The sequence below is a fragment of the Kineococcus sp. TRM81007 genome (assembly GCF_022669155.1).
Lineage (GTDB): Bacteria > Actinomycetota > Actinomycetes > Actinomycetales > Kineococcaceae > Kineococcus.
In genome coordinates this window covers 17370-36026 of sequence record NZ_JALBVB010000059.1, presented here as the reverse complement: position 1 = coordinate 36026, position 18657 = coordinate 17370, and the positions used below count along the sequence as shown (strand labels likewise).

15 protein-coding genes, 1 tRNA gene and 1 pseudogene are annotated in these 18657 nt (G+C 72.9%); 8 read left to right on the top strand and 9 right to left on the bottom strand.

Annotation, left to right across the window (positions count from 1 at the left end):
• Positions 1–108: 108 nt before the first annotated feature.
• From MN205_RS18960 to dnaA, 9 genes and pseudogenes are all read right to left on the bottom strand, one after another.
• Positions 109–182 (bottom strand) — tRNA-Ile (locus MN205_RS18960).
• An 86-nt stretch (positions 183–268) separates the two neighbouring features.
• Positions 269–769: a DUF3566 domain-containing protein gene (locus MN205_RS18955; RefSeq protein WP_242129983.1), complete on the bottom strand. Its 501-nt coding sequence runs from the start codon at positions 767–769 to the stop codon at positions 269–271.
• Positions 766–3486: a DNA gyrase subunit A gene (gene gyrA, locus MN205_RS18950; protein ID WP_242129982.1), complete on the bottom strand. Its 2721-nt coding sequence runs from the start codon at positions 3484–3486 to the stop codon at positions 766–768. Before gyrA ends, MN205_RS18955 begins: the two co-directional genes overlap by 4 nt.
• A gap of 88 nt (positions 3487–3574) precedes the next feature.
• Complete coding sequence (gene gyrB / locus MN205_RS18945) at positions 3575–5641, bottom strand: DNA topoisomerase (ATP-hydrolyzing) subunit B (protein ID WP_308220311.1); 2067 nt, start codon at positions 5639–5641, stop codon at positions 3575–3577.
• 265 nt (positions 5642–5906) lie between these two features.
• On the bottom strand, positions 5907–6599 hold the full coding sequence (locus MN205_RS22135) for a DUF721 domain-containing protein (RefSeq protein ID WP_242129981.1): 693 nt from the start codon (positions 6597–6599) through the stop codon (positions 5907–5909).
• Complete coding sequence (gene recF, locus MN205_RS18935) at positions 6589–7767, bottom strand: DNA replication/repair protein RecF (RefSeq protein ID WP_242129980.1); 1179 nt, start codon at positions 7765–7767, stop codon at positions 6589–6591. The genes MN205_RS22135 and recF overlap by 11 nt, the downstream gene beginning before the upstream one ends.
• 10 nt (positions 7768–7777) lie before the next feature.
• Positions 7778–8752, bottom strand: a pseudogene (gene gnd / locus MN205_RS18930) (phosphogluconate dehydrogenase (NAD(+)-dependent, decarboxylating)); the annotation flags it as partial.
• On the bottom strand, positions 8739–9866 hold the full coding sequence (gene dnaN, locus MN205_RS18925; protein WP_242129978.1) for a DNA polymerase III subunit beta: 1128 nt from the start codon (positions 9864–9866) through the stop codon (positions 8739–8741). The gene dnaN and the pseudogene gnd, both read right to left, overlap by 14 nt.
• A 692-nt stretch (positions 9867–10558) precedes the next feature.
• Complete coding sequence (gene dnaA, locus MN205_RS18920) at positions 10559–12130, bottom strand: chromosomal replication initiator protein DnaA (protein WP_242129976.1); 1572 nt, start codon at positions 12128–12130, stop codon at positions 10559–10561.
• 369 nt (positions 12131–12499) lie between these two features.
• On the opposite strand from dnaA, the gene rpmH reads away from it, so the two are divergent.
• The 8 genes from rpmH to MN205_RS18880 all read left to right on the top strand — a co-directional run bounded on the left by rpmH (position 12500) and on the right by MN205_RS18880 (position 18482).
• Positions 12500–12637: a 50S ribosomal protein L34 gene (rpmH, locus tag MN205_RS18915; RefSeq protein WP_166610470.1), complete on the top strand. Its 138-nt coding sequence runs from the start codon at positions 12500–12502 to the stop codon at positions 12635–12637.
• Between the two features lie 25 nt (positions 12638–12662).
• Entirely contained in the window at positions 12663–13010 is a 348-nt protein-coding gene (gene rnpA / locus MN205_RS18910; protein WP_242129974.1) for a ribonuclease P protein component, read from the top strand.
• A 5-nt stretch (positions 13011–13015) separates the two neighbouring features.
• Positions 13016–13303 carry a membrane protein insertion efficiency factor YidD gene (yidD, locus tag MN205_RS18905; RefSeq protein WP_242129973.1) on the top strand — a complete coding sequence of 96 codons (288 nt, stop codon included), beginning with the start codon at positions 13016–13018 and terminating at the stop codon, positions 13301–13303.
• Between the two features lie 34 nt (positions 13304–13337).
• Positions 13338–14354: a membrane protein insertase YidC gene (yidC, locus tag MN205_RS18900; protein WP_242129972.1), complete on the top strand. Its 1017-nt coding sequence runs from the start codon at positions 13338–13340 to the stop codon at positions 14352–14354.
• 180 nt (positions 14355–14534) lie between these two features.
• On the top strand, positions 14535–15008 hold the full coding sequence (locus MN205_RS21020) for a R3H domain-containing nucleic acid-binding protein (protein ID WP_308220312.1): 474 nt from the start codon (positions 14535–14537) through the stop codon (positions 15006–15008).
• Between the two features lie 131 nt (positions 15009–15139).
• A complete protein-coding gene (gene rsmG / locus MN205_RS18890) occupies positions 15140–15814 on the top strand; it encodes a 16S rRNA (guanine(527)-N(7))-methyltransferase RsmG (protein WP_255820769.1) in 675 nt (224 codons plus the stop codon).
• 56 nt (positions 15815–15870) lie between these two features.
• A complete protein-coding gene (locus MN205_RS22375) occupies positions 15871–17145 on the top strand; it encodes an AAA family ATPase (RefSeq protein ID WP_374115990.1) in 1275 nt (424 codons plus the stop codon).
• Complete coding sequence (locus tag MN205_RS18880) at positions 17142–18482, top strand: ParB/RepB/Spo0J family partition protein (protein WP_374115988.1); 1341 nt, start codon at positions 17142–17144, stop codon at positions 18480–18482. The genes MN205_RS22375 and MN205_RS18880 overlap by 4 nt, the downstream gene beginning before the upstream one ends.
• The last annotated feature ends 175 nt before the right edge of the window (positions 18483–18657 follow it).

The following is an 18657-nucleotide window of genomic DNA, read 5'->3' as shown; positions in this document are numbered from 1 at the left end:
CTGAAGTCACCAGGAGCCTACAGCGAGTGATGTGAAGCCCAGCGTGTCGATGGGCCGCCCCGGGACGCGGAGAACCCCGCACCAGATCGGTGCGGGGTTCTCCGGAGGTGGGCCTAGGAGGACTTGAACCTCCGACCTCTTCCTTATCAGGGAAGCGCTCTAACCGACTGAGCTATAGGCCCGGAGCCGCAGCGGACGCGGCGGACCCCACTCTACCGGATCGCCGGGAGTGCCACCGACCACGGCCGCCGCGCCGGCAGCCGGCCGGTCAGTCGTCCGACAGCGTCACGTGCAGACCGCCCACCAGGGCGGCCGACACGTTGTAGAGGAAAGCCACGATCGTGGACAGCGCCGTCAGCAGCACCACGTCCACGACCGCGATGACCGTGGCCAGCGAGAGCACCTTGCCGAAGCCCAGGTAGTCCAGCAGGTCCACGTCCACCTCACCGCCGACGACGTCGCGCAGCAGGCCGTTGACGTCGGTGAACACCCCCATGCCGTCCAGGACGCTCCACACCACGGCCGTGGCGACCACGAGCGCGATGCCCACCGCCACCGACAGCAGGAACGACAGCTTCGTCACCGACCACGGGTCCACCCGCGCCAGCGTCAACCGCACCCGGCGCGGCACCTCGACCGCCTGGGCCGGGCCCGTGCGCGCGGCCGGACGGGTCTGCGCCGCCCCACCCGCCTTCGCCGCTGGGCTGGCCTTCGGCGTCCCCGCCCCCGTGGTGCCGGGCGAGGAGGCCGTGCGTTCGGCGGGACTCACGAAGCACCTCCGGGATCGGTGTCGGTGTCGACCGCGGTGCCCCCGTCGGCCGATCCGTCAGACCGTACGTCATGACCCGGGTGCACCGCAGTGTCTGCGGGCGACGGAGCCTCGTCCGCACCGAGCGCCGCGGACTGGTCGTCCCCGGCTCCCGCGGCGTCCTGCAGCGGGTCGTCCAGGCCCTCGACGGTCGCGTCCGCGGCCTCCTCGTCGGCGACCTCCTCGTCGAGGACGCGCTCGGCGTTGCGGGCCACCGCGATGATCCGGTCCCCCGTCTCCGGCCGCGCGAACGTCACGCCCATGGTGTCGCGGCCCTTCGCGGGCACCTCGTCCACCCGCGAGCGCACCACGCGCCCGCCGGCCATGACGACGAGCACCTCGTCGTCCTCGGAGACGGTCAGCGCCCCCACGAGGTCACCGCGCGCCTCGGCGAGCTTGGCGACCTTGATGCCCAGCCCGCCGCGACCCTGCCGGCGGTACTCGGCGATCGCCGTGCGCTTGGCGTAGCCGAGCTCCGTGACCACGAACACGTCGAGGTCGTCGCGCGCGACCGCCATCGCCAGCAGCTCGTCGTCGCCGCGGAACTTCATGCCGGTCACGCCCGAGGTGGCCCGGCCCATCGGCCGCAGCGTGTCGTCGTCGGCGCCGAAGCGCACGCTCATCCCCTTGCGGGAGACGAGGAAGAGGTCCTCCCCCTCCCCCACCAGGGCGGCGCCGAACAGCTCGTCGTCGACCTCCTCGCCCTCGGCACCGGGCCGCTGGCGCAGGTTGATGGCGATGAGGCCGCCGGAGCGGTTGGAGTCGTACTCGCTCAGCCGCGTCTTCTTGACGATGCCGCCGCGGGTGGCGAGCACCAGGTACGGCGCCTGCTCGTAGTCCTCGACGTCCAGGACCGCGACGATGCGCTCACCCGGCTGGAAGGCCAGCAGGTTCGCCACGTGCTGACCGCGCCCGTCGCGGCCGCCCTCGGGCAGCTCGTAGCCCTTGGCGCGGTACACCCGCCCCAGGTTCGTGAAGAACAGCAGCCAGTGGTGGGTCGTGGTGGTGAAGAAGTGCTCCACCACGTCGTCCTCGCGCAGGGACGCCCCGCGCACGCCGCGACCGCCGCGGCGCTGCGCGCGGTAGAGGTCCGTGCGGGTGCGCTTGGCGTAGCCGCCGCGGGTGACGGTGACCACGACGTCCTCGACGGGGATGAGGTCCTCGACGCTCATGTCGCCCTCGAAGGGCAGCACCTGCGTCTTGCGCTCGTCGCCGTACTTCTCGACCAGCTCGCCGAGCTCGTCGCCGACGATGCGCCGCTGCCGCTCGGGGCGGGCGAGGATGTCGTTGTAGTCCTCGATCTGGCGCATGAGCTCGTCGTGCTCGTCGGTGATGCGCTGGCGCTCCAGCGCGGCGAGCCGGCGCAGCTGCATCTCCAGGATGGCGCGCGCCTGCACCTCGTCGATGTCGAGCAGCTGCATCAGCCCGTCGCGCGCGGCCTCCACCGTGGCGGAGGCGCGGATCAGGGCGATGACCTCGTCGAGGGCGTCGAGCGCCTTCAGCAGCGCCCGCAGGATGTGCGCGCGCTCCTCCGCCTTGCGCAGCCGGAAGCGGGTGCGGCGGACGATGACGTCGAGCTGGTGGGTGATCCAGTGCTTGAGGAACGCGTGGATCGGCAGGGTGCGCGGCACCCCGTCCACCAGCGCGAGCATGTTCGCGCCGAAGTTCTGCTGCAGCTGGGTGTGCTTGTAGAGGTTGTTCAGCACCACCTTCGCCACGGCGTCGCGGCGCAGCACGACCACGAGGCGCTGGCCCGTCTTGCCGGACGTCTCGTCGCGCACGTCCGCGATGCCGGTCAGCCGGCCGTCGCGCACGAGGTTGGCGATGTTCTCGGCCAGGTTGTCCGGGTTGACCTGGTAGGGCAGCTCGGTGATCACCAGGCAGGTGCGGCCCTGGATCTCCTCGACCTCCACGACGGCGCGCATCGTGATCGAGCCGCGGCCGGTGCGGTAGGCGTCGCCGATGCCGCGGTGGCCGAGGATCTGCGCGCCGGTGGGGAAGTCGGGGCCCTTGACCCGCTGCAGCACCGCGGCGAGCTGCTCCTCGTCGGAGGCTTCCGGGTGCTCCAGCAGCCAGGAGACGCCGTCGGCGACCTCGCGCAGGTTGTGCGGGGGGATGTTCGTCGCCATGCCGACCGCGATGCCGGCGGAGCCGTTGACCAGCAGGTTCGGGAACCGGCTGGGCAGGACGTCCGGCTCGTCGGTGTGCCCGTCGTAGTTCGGCGAGAAGTCGACGGTCTCCTCGTCGATGTCGCGGACCATCTCCATGGCCAGCGGCGCCATGCGGCACTCGGTGTAGCGGGGCGCGGCGGCCGGGTCGTTGCCGGGCGAGCCGAAGTTGCCCTGCCCGTCCACCAGCGGGTAGCGCAGCGACCAGTCCTGCGCCAGGCGCACGAGGGCGTCGTAGATGGAGACGTCGCCGTGCGGGTGGTAGTGGCCCATGACGTCCCCGACGACGCGGGCGCACTTGGAGTAGCCGCGGTCCGGGCGGTACCCGCCGTCGAACATCGCGTACAGCACGCGCCGGTGCACCGGCTTCAGGCCGTCGCGCACGTCCGGCAGGGCGCGCGAGACGATGACGCTCATCGCGTAGTCCAGGTAGGACCGCTGCATCTCCAGCTGCAGGTCCACCTGCTCCACGCGGTCGCCGGTGGGCGGCTCGATGGTGCTCTCGCTCACGAAGGGGTCTTCCTCTCAGGTCGTCGGCGCCGGGCGGCGGTGCGTGCACGTGGGGCCGGGCCGGCCCGTTCCACGTGGAACCACCGCCTCAGACGTCGAGGAACCGGACGTCGCGGGCGTTGCGCTGGATGAAGGTGCGGCGGGACTCCACGTCCTCGCCCATGAGGACCGAGAACATCGCGTCGGCCGCGGCGGCGTCCTCGAGCGTCACCTGCAGCAGCGTGCGGTGGGCCGGGTCCATCGTCGTCTCCGACAGCTCGTCCCAGTTCATCTCGCCCAGCCCCTTGTAGCGCTGGGTGGCGTTCTCCTTGGGCAGCTTCTTGCCCGCGGCGCGGCCGGCCGCGATGAGTGCGTCGCGCTCGCGGTCGGAGTAGGCGAACTCGTGCGCCGCCCCGCCCTGCCACTTGATGCGGTACAGCGGCGGCTGCGCCAGGTAGACGTGGCCGTTCTCCACCAGCGGGCTCATGTACCGGAACAGCAGCGTCAGCAGCAGCGTGCGGATGTGCTGCCCGTCGACGTCGGCGTCCGCCATGATGATGATCTTGTGGTAGCGGAGCTTGTCGAGGTTGATCTCGTCGCCGATGCCCGTGCCGAACGCGGTGATGAGGGCCTGGACCTCCTGGTTGCCCATCGCCCGGTCCAGCCGCGCCTTCTCGACGTTCAGGATCTTGCCGCGGATCGGCAGGATGGCCTGGGTGCGCGGGTTGCGCCCGCGGGTGGCCGAACCGCCCGCGGAGTCGCCCTCGACGATGAACACCTCGCACTCGGCGGGGTTGTTGGACTGGCAGTCCTTCAGCTTGCCGGGCAGCGAGTTGCGCTCCAGCAGGGACTTGCGGCTGGCCTCGCGGGCCTTGCGCGCCGCCAGCCGCGCCACCGACGCCGAGTGCGCCTTGCGCACGATCGCCTTCGCCTCGGCCGGGTTGGAGGCGAACCAGTGGCCCAGGTGCTCGCGCACCTGCGCCTGCACGAAGGTGCGGGCGAACGTGTTGCCCAGCTTCGTCTTCGTCTGCCCCTCGAACTGCGGCTCGGACAGCTTCACCGAGATGACGGCCGTCAGGCCCTCGCGGATGTCCGAGCCCTCGATGGTGTCCTTCTCCTTGATGAGCTTCTGCTCGCGCGCGTAGTCCGGCACGAGGTTGCTCAGCGCGGTGCGGAAGCCCGTCTCGTGGGTGCCGCCCTCGGTGGTGTTGATGGTGTTCGCGTAGGTGAACACCGCCTCCGAGTAGGACGTCGTCCACTGCATGGCGATCTCCACGGAGATGCCCTGCGCCGGGTCCTCCGCCTCGATGGAGATGACCGAGTCGTGCAGCGCGTCGTTCTTCTTCTGCGAGTTGACGTGCTTCACGTAGTCGACCAGGCCGCCGTCGTAGCGGTACGTCACCTCCCGCAGCGGCGCGGCATCGGTGGCCTCCGCCTCCGCCTCCGCGTCGTCGTCCGCCGTGGCGCGCTCGTCGCGCAGCGAGATGGTCAGGCCCTTGTTGAGGAAGGCCATCTGCTGGAAGCGGGTGCGCAGCGTCTCGAAGTCGAACGTCGTCGTCTCGAACGTCTCCGCGCTGGGCCAGAACGTCACCGTGGTGCCGGTGACGTCGGTCTCCTCGCCCTTGACCAGCGGCGCGACCGGCACGCCGCCGCGGTACGACTGCCGCCACACGTGCCCCTGCCGGCGCACCTCCACGTCCAGCCGCGACGACAGCGCGTTGACGACGGAGATGCCCACGCCGTGCAGGCCGCCGGAGACGGAGTACCCGCCGCCGCCGAACTTGCCGCCGGCGTGCAGCACGGTCAGCACGACCTCCACGGCCGGGCGGCCCTCACCCGGCATGACGTCCACCGGGATGCCGCGGCCGTTGTCGGACACGCGCACGCCGCCGTCGGCGGTCATCGTCACGCCGATGGTGTCGCAGTGCCCCGCCAGGGCCTCGTCCACGGAGTTGTCGACCACCTCGTACACCAGGTGGTGCAGGCCGCGCTCCCCAGTGGAGCCGATGTACATGCCGGGGCGCTTGCGGACCGCCTCCAGGCCCTCTAGCACGGTGATCGCGTCGGCGCCGTAGTCCGAGGACGGGGTGCCGTCCGGCGTGACCGCGTCCGCGAGCGAGGGGGCCTCCTCCGGCGCGGGCTGCTGGTCGGGGTCGGTCGTCTCTTCGTCTGGCACGGGCGCGTGCTCTCCCTCCGCGTCGAGCGGCGCGGGCCCGCGGGCGGGCGGGCGCGGGGGCCCGTTCCGCCAGAGGCCCTCACGACCGCCAGGTTCGCCGCCATTCTACCCCTCCCGGGGCCGGCGATCACCTCAGCGAGGCGCCAGGGGCGCCTCTCGCGCTCGAGCCCCCCGGGTGCGGGGGGACCTACGCGCCGACACCCCCGGCGGCGCAGCGGCCGTTCCGCGGCTCGCGCGCGTCCACGGGCCGGGCTCCGGCAGCGGCTCAGCCGTAGGTGTCGCGGGGCCCGCGCCCACCCGGCGCCGACCGGTTGCCGCGCCGCCACGACGGCCCCTGCGGCCCGCGCACCACCACCTTCACGACGACACCGTGCCCCAGCTCCTCGTCGAGCCGGCGCACCAGCACGCTCGTCAGCAGCCGCACCTGCGTCGCCCACGCCGTGGACTCCGCCCGCACCACCAGGGTCCCGTCCTTCAGGCTCTCCGGGGCGCAGTGCCCCGCCAGCTCCGGGCCCACCACGGCGTCCCAGCGCCCGAAGGCGCCGCCCACCGCCACCGGCTGCTCCCAGCCGCGCTCCCCCACCAGCCGGTCCAGGGTCGAGCCCAGGGCCTGCGGGTCACGGGCGTCCGGCCACGCGCCCGAGCGCGCCGACGGGTCCCCGCGCCGCGGGCCGCCGGCCCGGTCGCCGCCCCGCCCGCGCCCGCCGGGCTGCTGCCCCGCGCGCCCGGGGCGCAGGCCCTTGGCCGCGGCCGCCGCCCGCGCCCGCCCCAGCGCCGTGCGCGCCAGGTCCGCGCCGGTGGGGTCGTCCCCGCCCTGACCGCTCGCCGACGGCTCCGGCAGCACCACCGCCCCGTCGGCGCCGGCGGCGTCCGCGCCACCGGCGCGCTCCGCACCGGTGCCGGCGTCACCCGCGTCGCCCGGGTCGCCGCCCGGCGGCCGCGGCGGCTCAGTCGCCACGGACGGCGCTGCCCGTCGTCACCAGCACCCGGTCCGCGCCCGAGCCGCGCAGCGCGTCCGGCACGTCCTCGGGCACAGCGGCCGTCACCAGCACCTGCTCGGCGCCGGCCACCACCTCCGCCAGCCGCTCGCGGCGCCCCGCGTCCAGCTCCGCGAACACGTCGTCCAGCACCAGCACCGGCCCGCCCGGGTCGGTGTGCTCGTCGTCGCGGCGCAGCAGCCCGTAGCTCGCCAGCCGCAGCCCGAGGGCCACCGACCAGCTCTCGCCGTGGCTGGCGTACCCCTTGGCGGGCATGCCGCCCAGGGTGAGCACCAGGTCGTCGCGGTGCGGGCCCACCAGGCACACCCCGCGGTCCAGCTCCGCCTTGCGCTGCTCGCCCGTCGCGGCCAGCAGCGCGAGGCGCAGGTCCTCGCGCGAGGGCCCGGCCGCCACGTCCACGGCTCCGGTGGCGAGGTCCGCCAGCACCGGCAGGGCCGAGCGGTACCCCAGCTCCAGCTCCCCCTGCCCGCGGCTGACGGTGCGGTACGCCTCACCCGCCGGGTCGCGGAGGTCGCCCAGCAGCGCCAGGCGCGCCGCCAGCAGCTCCGCGCCGACGCTCGCCAGGTGCTCGTCCCACACGTCGAGCGTGGAGGTGTCCGCCCGCCCCGAGCGCAGCGCGGCGCCGGCGGACTTCAGCAGCGCCGTGCGCTGGCGCACCACCCGCTCGTAGTCGGCCCGCACCCCCGCCAGCCGGGGCCAGCGGGTGACCAGCAGGTCGTCCAGGTAGCGGCGCCGCCCGTCCGGGTCGCCCTTGACGAGGGCGAGGTCCTCCGGCGCGAACAGCACCGTGCGCAGCACCCCGAGCACTTCGCGCGGTCGGCGCACCGGGGCGCCGTTCAGGCGCGCCCGGTTGGCGCGGCCGGGCGTGATCTCCAGCTCGACCAGCGCCCGGCGCTCCCCGCGCACCAGCTGCGCGCGCACGACCGCACGCTCCGCCCCCTGCCGCACCAGCGGCGCGTCCCCGGCCACCCGGTGGCTGCCGAGCGTGGCGACGTACCCGACCGCCTCGACGAGGTTCGTCTTGCCCTGGCCGTTCAGGCCCACGAACGTGGTCGTGCCCGGCCGCAGGTCCAGCTCCAGGGCCGGGTAGGACCGGAAGTCCGCGAGGGAGAGGTGCGCGACGTGCACGCGCGCGGCGTCAGTGCGTCGAACCGGAACCCGAGGTGGGTCCGGCGTCGGTCACCGCGTGCCCGCCGAACTGGTTGCGCAGCGCGGCCACCGCCTTGATCGACGGGGAGTCCTCCTGGCGGGAGGCGAAGCGCGCGAAGAGCGCCCCGGCCAGCACCGGCATCGGCACGGCGTTCTCGATGGCCTGCTCCAGGGTCCAGCGGCCCTCGCCGGAGTCCTGCGCGTAGCCGCGCAGCTTGTCCAGCTTCGGGTCCTCCTCCAGGGCCTTGACCATCAGGTCCAGCAGCCAGGAGCGCACCACGGTGCCGCGCGTCCACGCCTTGAAGACCGCGGGGACGTCGCTGATGATCCCCTTCGCCTCGAGCAGCTCGTAGCCCTCGGCGTAGGCGTGCATGAGGCCGTACTCGATGCCGTTGTGGACCATCTTCGCGTAGTGGCCCGCGCCGACGCCGCCGGCGTGCACGAAGCCCTCCTCGCGGGGGCCCTCCGGGCGCAGCGCGTCGAAGACCGGCATGGCGATCTCCACGTGCTTCTTCGCGCCGCCGGCCATGAGGCCGTAGCCGTTCTCCCGGCCCCACACGCCGCCGGAGACGCCGCAGTCCACGTACCCGGTGCCGCGCTCGGCGAGCAGTTCGGAGTTGACCGTGTCGTCGGTCCACTTGGAGTTGCCGCCGTCGATGACGAGGTCTCCGTCGCCCAGCAGGGGCGCGAGGCTCGCGACCGTGTCGCGCGTGATCTTGCCCGAGGGGACCATCACCCACACGACCTTCGGCGAGGGCAGGGCATCCACCAGCGCGGCCAGCGACGCGACGTCGGTGACGTCCGGGTTGGGGTCGTACCCCGTGACCTCGATGCCCTTCTCGCGCAGGCGGGCGCGCATGTTGCCGCCCATCTTCCCGAGACCGACGAGTCCGATGTGCATCTGGCGACCCTTCCCGCCCCGGCTGTCCGGGGCCTGAGTGCGTGCCGGCTCAGCCGGCGAGGCGGACCGGCATCAGCAGGTACCGGTAGCTGTCGTCGTCCTCCCCGTCCGCCTCCGCCTGGCCGGTGATCACGGCCGGGCGGGTGGACTGGGTGAACGACAGGCGGGCGTAGGGCGCCGACAGGGCCCCCAGCCCGTCCAGGAGGAACTGCGGGTTGAAGGCGATCGAGATGGACTCGCCCACGAGCGAGGCCTCGAGGGCCTCCGTCGCCTGCGCGTCCTCACCCTGTCCCGCCTCCAAGGACAGCACGCCGTCCTCGAAGCGCAAGCGCACGGGCGTGTTGCGCTCGGCGACGAGGGCCACGCGCTTGACGGCCTCCACGAGAGCGGAGGTGGACACCACCGCGTGCGTGGGCGACTCGGCGGGGAACAGCGCCCGCACCTTCGGGTACTCGCCGTCCACCAGCAGCGACGTGGACTGCCGGCCCTCCGCGGAGAAGCCGATGAGGTCGCTGCCGCCGTCCGCCAGGGCCACGCGCAGGGTGCTCGTGCTGCCCAGCGACCGCGCGACGTCGGAGAGGGTGCGGGCCCGCACCAGCGCGGCCGTGGAGAAGTCGGGGGTGCTGGGGTTCCAGCGCAGCTCGCGCACCGCCAGCCGGTAGCGGTCGGTGGCCAGCAGCGTCAGCCGGCCGCCCTCGATCTCCAGGCGCACGCCCGTGAGGATCGGCAGCGTCTCGTCGCGGCTGGCGGCGATCGTCACCTGCGCGACGGCCTCGGTGAACTCCGAGCCCGGGACGGTGCCCGACTCCGCGGGCATCGCGGGCAGCGAGGGGTACTCGTCGACGGACATCGTCAGCAGCGTGAAGCGGCTGGCGCCGCACGTGACGACGACCTTGGAACCCTCCGTCGTCAGGGTCACGGGGCGGTTCGGCAGGCTGCGCGAGATGTCCGCCAGCAGGCGCCCGGAGACGAGGACCTTGCCGGCCGTGCGCACCTCCGCGGGCACCTCGACGCGGGCGGACACCTCGTAGTCGAAGGTCGACAGCTGCAGCGAGCCGTCGTCACCCGCCTCCAGGAGGACGCCGGCCAGCACCGGCACGGGCGGGCGCGAGGGCAGGGCCCGGGCCGCCCAGGCGACGGCGTCGGCCAGCACGTCGCGTTCGACCTGCAGCTCCACCAGGCACCGCCTCCCGCCGAGTCCACCTCGTCCGAACCAGCCCGCACCGCGGGCGGTTCCCGACAGTAGTGGAGACGCCCGGAGCCGGTGCAGGCGGTGTCCACCGCCCGTCCACCGCCACCCACAGGTCTTCCCGGTCTCCTCCAGGTCCTCCGGAGGAGACCGTCCCCAGCCCGTGTCCACACCTCTCGTGGGTTGACGGATCCATCTGGAGAGGGATCCGCCGTAGTCGTCGCCCTTGTGCAGGCTGTGGACGACGAGACGTCTGCGCAGGTCAGCGGGCTTCCACACCCCTTCCAGGCGTGTGGAGCACCTGCGGACGACGGGCCTCGGTCATCCACAGGGCGGTGGACGGCCGGGGCGGCGTCCCCAGGCGTCCCCAGCCCTCCGCTGCGGCGTCCACGGGCTGTCCACCGGGTTGTCCACGACTGGGGACATCGCTGTCCACAGGGATGTCCCCAGCGTGTGGACAGCGGTGGACAACCACCTCGCACCGGTGGGCGAGTGTGGAGGCGCCTGGGGAGAAACCGATTTCCGGACGTTCTGCACGACTCCGGACGCAGAGAGCCCCCGCACCGGACGGTGCGGGGGCTCCACGGGGGTGCACAAGGGTGGGGACGACCTGTGGACGAGTCGGGCCTTACTGGGGACGGCGGCCGGTCAGCCCCGCGCGGGGGCGTCCGTGCGACGGGTCAGGCGCCGGCCTGCTTCTTGATCCGGTTGGTCAGCTCGGTGACCTGGTTGAACGTGCTGCGCCGCTCGGCCATCTGCTGCTTGATCTTGCGCTCGGCGTGCATGACCGTCGTGTGGTCGCGGCCGCCGAAGTGCTGGCCGATCTTCGGCAGCGACAGCTCGGTGAGCTCCCGGCACAGGTACATCGCGATCTGCCGGGCCGTCACCAGCGTGCGCGAGCGCGACGTGCCGCAGAGGTCCTCCAGCGTCACGTTGAAGTACGACGCCGTCTGCCCCATGATCGCCGCCGCCGTGATCTCCGGCGTCTCGTCGTTCGGGATCAGGTCGCGCAGCACGATCTCCGCCAGCTGCATGTCCACCGGCTGCCGGTTCAGGCTCGCGAACGCCGTCACCCGGATGAGCGCGCCCTCCAGCTCCCGGATGTTCGAGGAGATCTTCGAGGCGATGTACTCGTTGACGTCGTCGGGGACCTCCAGCCGCTCCCCGATCGCCTTCTTGCGCAGGATCGCGATGCGCGTCTCGAGGTCCGGGGGCTGCACGTCCGTGATCAGGCCCCACTCGAAGCGGCTGCGCATGCGCTCCTCGAAGCCCGACAGCTGCTTCGGCGGCAGGTCGGAGGTGATCACGACCTGCTTGCTCGCGTTGTGCAGCGTGTTGAAGGTGTGGAAGAACTCCTCCTGCGTCTGCACCTTGTTCGACAGGAACTGGATGTCGTCGATCAGGAGCACGTCGACGTCGCGGTACCGGCGCTGGAACGCCTGGGCCTTGTCGTCGCGGATGGAGTTGATGAAGTCGTTGGTGAACTCCTCGGAGTTCACGTACCGCACCTGCACGCCCGGGTACAGGTTCTGCGCGTAGTGCCCGATCGCGTGCAGCAGGTGGGTCTTGCCCAGCCCCGACTCGCCGTAGATGAACAGCGGGTTGTACGCCTTCGCCGGTGCCTCGGCCACCGCCACCGCCGCGGCGTGCGCGAAGCGGTTGCTGGCCCCGATGACGAAGGTCTCGAAGATGTACTTCGGGTTCAGCCGGGAGTTCTCGGTCCTCGCGCCCGGGCGGGCCCGCGAGGCCTGCCGGCCCGTGCCCGCTGCCCGGTCCACCTTGAAGCCGGTGAACAGCAGGTCCGGGTCGGAGTCGTCCAGCGACACCTCGTCCGCCGGCCCCGCCGGGCCCGGCACGGGTGGCCCGCCGTCCAGCTCGACCTCCAGGGCGGTCGCGGACGCGCCCCGCTCGCGCTCCAGGCTGCTCACGCCCTCCCCCGAGGCGCTGCCCCGGTGCTCACCGGTCAGCTCCGGGGCGAGGGTCTGACCGATGGAGGCGTCGACCGTGACGGCCAGGCGCACCGGGAAGCCCAGCTGCTCGCTCAGCGCGCGCGTCAGCGGCTCGCGGACCTTCTGCTCGATGACCTCCTTGGTGAGGTCGTTGGGCACCGCCAGCAGGGCCGTGCCGTCCAGCAGCCCCAGGGGCCGGGTCAGCCGCACGAACGCGCGCTGGTGCGGGGTGACGCCGCCCTCGTCGAGCTGCGCGACCGCGCGCTCCCAGACGTCGGGGAAGTTGCCCCGGTCGGTCTCCACTCGAGCCATCTCCCGTCGTGCCCGGTCGGTTCGACGGGCTTCGTCCACACCTTCGTCCACACACTGTGCACGACGGCCGGGTAGGACGAAGCACCCCATCTCAGCGCCGGCACGGGCGGGGTCGTCGGCAGTCGGACGGGACCGTAACAACGCGGGTGGCCGCCGTTCAAGTGGCGGTCCCCCGGCGGTCACCTGCACGGGTGGTGCGCCGCCCGGCCCCCTGCGGCGGGCGCGCTTTGACCGGGGTGGGGCCGTCACCGTACCCTGCTGGGGATTGTGCTCCGCGGCACCTCCGGTGCGCCGAACCTCGGCCGCCACCGGTCGAGGCCGACGGCGGAGCCCCGGCCCTTCCGAGCATGGAGAACTGACGTGAGCAAGCGCACCTTCCAGCCGAACAACCGTCGGCGGGCCAAGACGCACGGCTTCCGCCTGCGCATGCGCACCCGCGCCGGTCGCGCCATCCTCTCCGCGCGCCGCGCCAAGGGCCGCGCGCAGCTGTCCGCCTGAGCAGCTCACCCGCTCGCGGCACCCGGTGCTGCCCACAGCGCGCCGCCTGAGGTCCAAGGGCGACTTCACCGCCGCCCTGCGCCAGGGTGCGCGCACCGGCACTCGTCGCCTGGTGCTGCACTGGGTGCAGACCGACGAAGCCCACCCCACGAGGGTGGGCTTCGTCGTGTCCAAAGCCGTGGGCAACTCGGTGGTGCGCCACCGCACCCAGCGTCGGCTGCGGCACCTCGCCGCCGACCGGCTCCCCCTCCTGCCCGCCGAGGGGGGGCTCCTCGTCGTCCGGGCGCTGCCCGCAGCCGCGGGCTCCTCCTCGGCCGACCTCGCCGCGGACGTCGACCGGGGGCTGCGTCGCCTCGGGCTGACCGGCCGGTGACCGCCGTGGGCGATCCCGTGCCGCGGCCCTGGTGGCACCCCGTGCGCTGGCCGGCGCTGCTGCTGGTCGCCGTCGTGCGGGTCTACCAGGTCACGCTCTCCCCCGCGCTGGGGCCGACGTGCCGGTTCTACCCGTCCTGCTCCTCCTACGCCGTCGAGGCGCTGCGCACCCGCGGGGCGCTCGTCGGCACCTGGTTGACCGTACGCAGGCTCCTGCGCTGCCACCCGTGGAACCCTGGTGGCGTCGATCCCGTTCCGCCCAGGGGCCCCTCCGGGCGGGGACAGCACCGATGAGGGCCCAGCCCGTCTCGAGAGGACAAGCCGCAGCATGATCGAGTTCTTCTACGACCTCTTGTACCCCATCCAGTGGGTCGTCGCCTGGATCATGGTGCGCTTCCACGACCTGCTCACCGCGATCGGGCTCGATCCGGCCGGCGGCGCAGCGTGGTCGCTGTCCATCGTGGGCCTGGTCGTCGTCATCCGCGTCCTGCTGATCCCGCTGTTCGTCAAGCAGATCAAGGCGATGCGCGGGATGCAGGTCATCCAGCCGGAGATGCGCAAGATCCAGCAGAAGTACAAGGGCAAGACCGATCCTGCCAGCCGCCAGGCGATGCAGCAGGAGATGATGGCCCTGTACCGCACCTCGGGCACCAACCCGATGGCGAGCTGCCTGCCGATCCTGCTGCAGTCGCCGATCTTCTTCGCGCTGTTCCACACCCTCAACGGCATCGGCAAGGGCGAGGCCGTCGGCCCGCTCAACGCCGAGCTCGTGGAGCAGGCCGACAACGCGACGATCTTCGGCTCGCAGCTGTCCGACATCTTCCTGCAGTCCTGGGGGCAGGACGGCGAGTGGAGCACGATCATCCTCACCGCGGTGATGATCGTCCTGATGTCGCTGTCGCAGTTCGTCACGCAGAAGCAGCTGATGGCGAAGAACACCTCCTCGGCGTCGATGGAGGGCAACCCGTTCGCGCAGCAGCAGAAGCTGATGCTCTACATCCTGCCGATCATCTTCGCCGTCTCCGGCGTCAACTTCCCCATCGGTGTCCTCCTGTACTGGCTGACGACGAACGTGTGGTCCATGGGCCAGCAGTTCTTCGTGATCCGCCGCATGCCGAACCCCGGCTCCGTGGCCGAGAAGCAGCTGCAGGAGCGTCGCGCGCGCCGGGCCGCCCGCCGCGGGCAGGTCCTGCCCGCCACCGAGGCCGGCACTCCCGCTGCGGACCACCCCACCACCGCAGCCGCACCGGTGCGCCGCCAGCGCCAGCAGCCCAAGCGGGGCGGGAGCCGCGAGAAGCGCCGCCCCAGCGGCTCGCGCAGCACGCAGCGCCCCGGCAACCGCTGAGCCGACAGACCGAGCACGAACGACCGAGGAGGACCACGAGTGGACGGCACGACCGGCGCGGTGGAGACGGACCCGCAGACGGCTGCGGACGCGGGTACCGAGGACTCGACGACCACGGCGAGCGAGCGCCCCGCGCAGCGGGCCGGCAGCGCGGCGAAGCGGCTCGAGGAGGAGGGCGACATCGCCGCCGACTACCTCGAGGAGCTGCTCGACATCGCCGACCTGGACGGCGACATCGACATCGACATCGAGAACGGCCGGGCCTCGGTGGCCGTCGTGGCCGACCAGGCGGGCACCCCGGCGTTGACCCGCCTGGTAGGGGCGGACGGTGAGGTCTTGGAGGCGCTCCAGGAGCTCACGCGCCTCGCCGTGCAGGCGCAGACCGGTGACCGCACGCGGCTGCTGCTCGACGTCGCGGGACACCGCGCCGGCAAGCGCACCGCGCTCGTGGCGCTCGCGAAGGAGGTGTGCGCCCGGGTCCGGGCGAACGGTGAGGCGGAACACCTGGAGCCGATGTCCGCCTTCGAGCGCAAGGTGGTCCACGACGCGGTCGCGGACGAGGGCCTGACGAGCGAGTCGGAGGGTCAAGAGCCGCAGCGGCACGTCGTGGTCCTGGCGCCGGAGACCGACACGGCGGAGAGCACCGCAGACTGACCGGTGGAGCACCGGCCGCCGGATAGGGTGGCCGCGTGCTTGACGAGGTTCCCGAGGGCGATGGCGTTTCACGTGAAACGCCATCGCCCTCTGTCGTTCCCCCGGCCGCAGCGGACGTCTTCGGTGAGCGCCTGAGCGCCGCCACCGCGTACCGCGACTTCCTGGCCACGGCCGGGGTGGAGCGAGGGCTCATCGGGCCGCGGGAGGTGCCTCGCCTCTGGGAGCGGCACGTCCTGAACTGCGCCCACCTCGGGGAACTCATCGACGCCGATGAGACCGTGGTGGACATCGGGTCCGGCGCCGGGCTCCCGGGCATCCCCCTGGCTCTGGCGCGGCCCGACCTGCGGGTTCAGCTCATCGAACCGCTCGAGCGGCGCTACACCTTCCTGCGTGAGGCCATCGCCCTGACCGGCCTGGGCGATCAGGTGGCGGTGGCCCGCGGGAAGGCGCAGGACGTCGCGGGGGAGTTCTCCGGCGGTGTCGTCACCGCCCGGGCGGTCGCTCCCCTCACGAGCCTCTACACCTGGACGCTCCCCTTGTGCCGCCCCGGCGGGCACCTGCTGGCCATCAAGGGCCGCACTGCCACTGAGGAGATCGCCGCCGCAGCCGACGTGCTCGCGGGGCTCGGCATCACGAGCACGCCGGAGGTCGTCCACTGCGGTCCCCCCGGGGAGGACGGCACGACGGTCGTCCGGGTGGCGCGCGGCAGCCAGCCGCTGCGTCGGCGCCCCTCGCGCTCCACACCGACTGGCACTGGTCATCGCCGTCCGCGGACGTCGCGAACCACGGGAAGGAAGAAGGCGTGACGCACTTGGGTTGGTTCGGCACTCTTCGAACGGCCTCCTCGCGGGGACTGGGGTGGTTGGGCCGAGAGGCCGACCCCAGCCCCTCGGAGGTTTCACGTGAAACGCCCGCGGCCACCTCGGAGACGACGAGCGAGCTCCCCGGCGAGCAGGCTCCCGCAGCCGCAGCCGCAGCCGCGGCCGCGGCTCCTGCGACTGCTCCCGGCGACGCGGAGAGTGATTCCGCCGCATCTCCGGTCACCCCCGATGAGGGGGCGGAGGACGCCGCTACCGGCGTTTCACGTGAAACCGAGCCTGATGCGCCGGCTCTGGAAATCGTCGGAAGGGTGCAGGACCTCGGCGACGGCGACCAACTCGTTCCACGTGAAACGCAGCGCGCCCTGGTTGCGGAGCGCTTCCCCCGACCGGCGGAGACTCGCGTCCTGACCATCGCCAACCAGAAGGGGGGCGTGGGGAAGACGACGACGGCCGTCAACCTCGCCTCCGCCCTGTCCGCCGCGGGCTTGAAGGTGCTCGTGCTGGACCTGGACCCGCAGGGCAACGCCTCGACGGCGCTCGGGATCGAGCACCACTCCGAGGTCCCCGGCGTCTACGAGGTGCTCGTGGAGGGGAAGGCCCTGGCCGAGGTGGTGCAGCGCTGCGAGGAGGCGCCGGACCTCTGGTGCGCCCCGGCGACCGTGGACCTCGCGGGTGCCGAGATCGAGCTGGTCTCCATGGTGGCGCGTGAGTCCCGGTTGCAACGGGCGCTGGCCAAGTACCTGAAGGACGTCGAGCGCAGCGGTCAGGGGCGCGTGGACTACGTCCTCATCGACTGCCCGCCGAGCCTGGGGCTGCTGACCATCAACGCCTTCGTGGCGGCTCCCGAGGTGCTCATCCCCATCCAGTGCGAGTACTACGCGCTGGAGGGCCTGAGCCAGCTCCTGGCGAACATCGAGCTCATCCAGGAGCACCTCAACCCCGACCTCACCGTGTCCACGATCCTGCTCACCATGTACGACGGCCGGACTCGGCTGGCAGCACAGGTGGTCGAGGAGGTGCGCCAGCACTTCGGCGGCCAGGTCTTGCGGGCCCTGGTGCCCCGATCGGTGCGCATCTCGGAGGCGCCGAGCCACGGGCAGACGGTGATGACGTACGACCCGCTCTCGTCCGGGGCACTGGCCTACCTGGAGGCCGCCCGGGAGATCGCCCACCGCGGGGAACTGCTGGTGGAGGGCGAACCCGCGGCCGGGCAGGTGACGGCGACCGTCGCGCCGCCACGGGTCGACCCGTGGTCGCGGTGGAGTGATGGAACGGGGAACCGGCGCGGTGTCGCGTCGAAGGAGGGTGGAGCGTGAGCGAGAAGCGGCGTGGACTCGGACGTGGTCTGGGTGCGCTGATCCCCAACGGTGCGACAGCTCCGGCCGCAGCTCGCGGCGGGGCTGCTGCACCACCGCCCGTGATGCGGCCCGGTGCGCGCCCGGTGGACCTGTTCTTCGACCAGTCGACCGCACGGGCGCCCCGGCCGCTGGAGGAGCCGGGGGAGCTCACCGCCCCCACCGACGTGCCGGCGGAGACGGCGGAGCCGGTCGAGACGGTGGAGGAGCACCCCGCGGCGCGGACAGCCGACACGCCCGCCGACGTGGACGAACCGGCCGTGGCCGGGGAACCCGCCGCGACGCCGGTTCCCGGGACGGTCGGCGAGGCCCCCGAGGGTGGTGCTGAGCAGTCGCCGCCCGCGCCGGAGCCGGACGAGGTCGTGGGACCCGACCAGGACCCCTCCGGCGCACCCGTCGACCCTCCCGCCGAACCCCCCGCGCAGGAGCCGGCGAGCGCCCCGGCCGACGAGCACGACGACGGACTGGTGCCGGTGCCCGGGGCCCGCTTCGCCGAGGTGCCGATCACGGCGATCGTGCCGAACCCGCGGCAGCCGCGCAGCGTCTTCGACGAGGACGAGCTGGCGGAGCTCGTCCACTCCGTCAGCGAGATCGGCGTGCTGCAGCCGATCGTCGTGCGCCCGGTGGGCACGGACGACGACGGAGCACCGCGCTTCGAGCTCGTCATGGGCGAGCGGCGCTGGCGGGCGGCCACCGAGGCGGGCCTCGGCACGGTCCCCGCCATCGTCCGCGAGACCGCCGACGACGACCTGCTGCGCGACGCGCTGCTGGAGAACCTGCACCGCAGCCAGCTCAACCCGCTGGAGGAGGCCGCCGCGTACCAGCAGCTCCTCGACGACTTCGGCTGCACCCACGAGGAGCTCGCCTCCCGCATCGGCCGCTCGCGGCCGCAGATCAGCAACACCCTGCGGCTGATGAAGCTGCCGCCGCTCGTGCAGCGGCGCGTGGCCGCCGGCGTCCTCAGCGCCGGCCACGCCCGGGCGCTGCTGGCCCTGGAGGACGGTGGGGCGATGGAGCGGCTGGCGCAGCGCATCGTCGCCGAGGGGCTGTCCGTGCGGGCCGTCGAGGAGATCATCGCGGTCGGCGACGCCACCACCGCGCCACGCCGCCGGAACCCCGCCGAGCCGCAGCCGGAGCTGGAGTCGCGCGCCTCCCGGCTCGCCGATCGTCTCGACACCCGCGTGCGCATCAGCATGGGACGCACCCGGGGCCGGCTCACGGTGGACTTCGCCGGCGTGGAGGACCTGGACCGCATCCTGCGGCTCCTCGACTCCTCCGGCCGCTCCCCGGCGTCCTGACCCGCGCGGCGCGCGCCGCTGCGGGCACCTGCCGGGCGGTGTCCTCCGGCAACCGGCCGGGAGCGGAGGACACCGCTGTGCCGGCGGTGCGGCGGTTCCCTGCGCTCGAGCCTGCCCGCTCGTCGCGCCCCGGCCGCACTGCCACCTAGGATGCCCGGGACGGGCGGGGAAGACG

Bases quoted from the DNA above. Each gene is read 5' to 3' on its own strand.
- yidC (WP_242129972.1), top strand. From the start codon at position 13,338: ATGATCGAGTTCTTCTACGACCTCTTGTACCCCATCCAGTGGGTCGTC.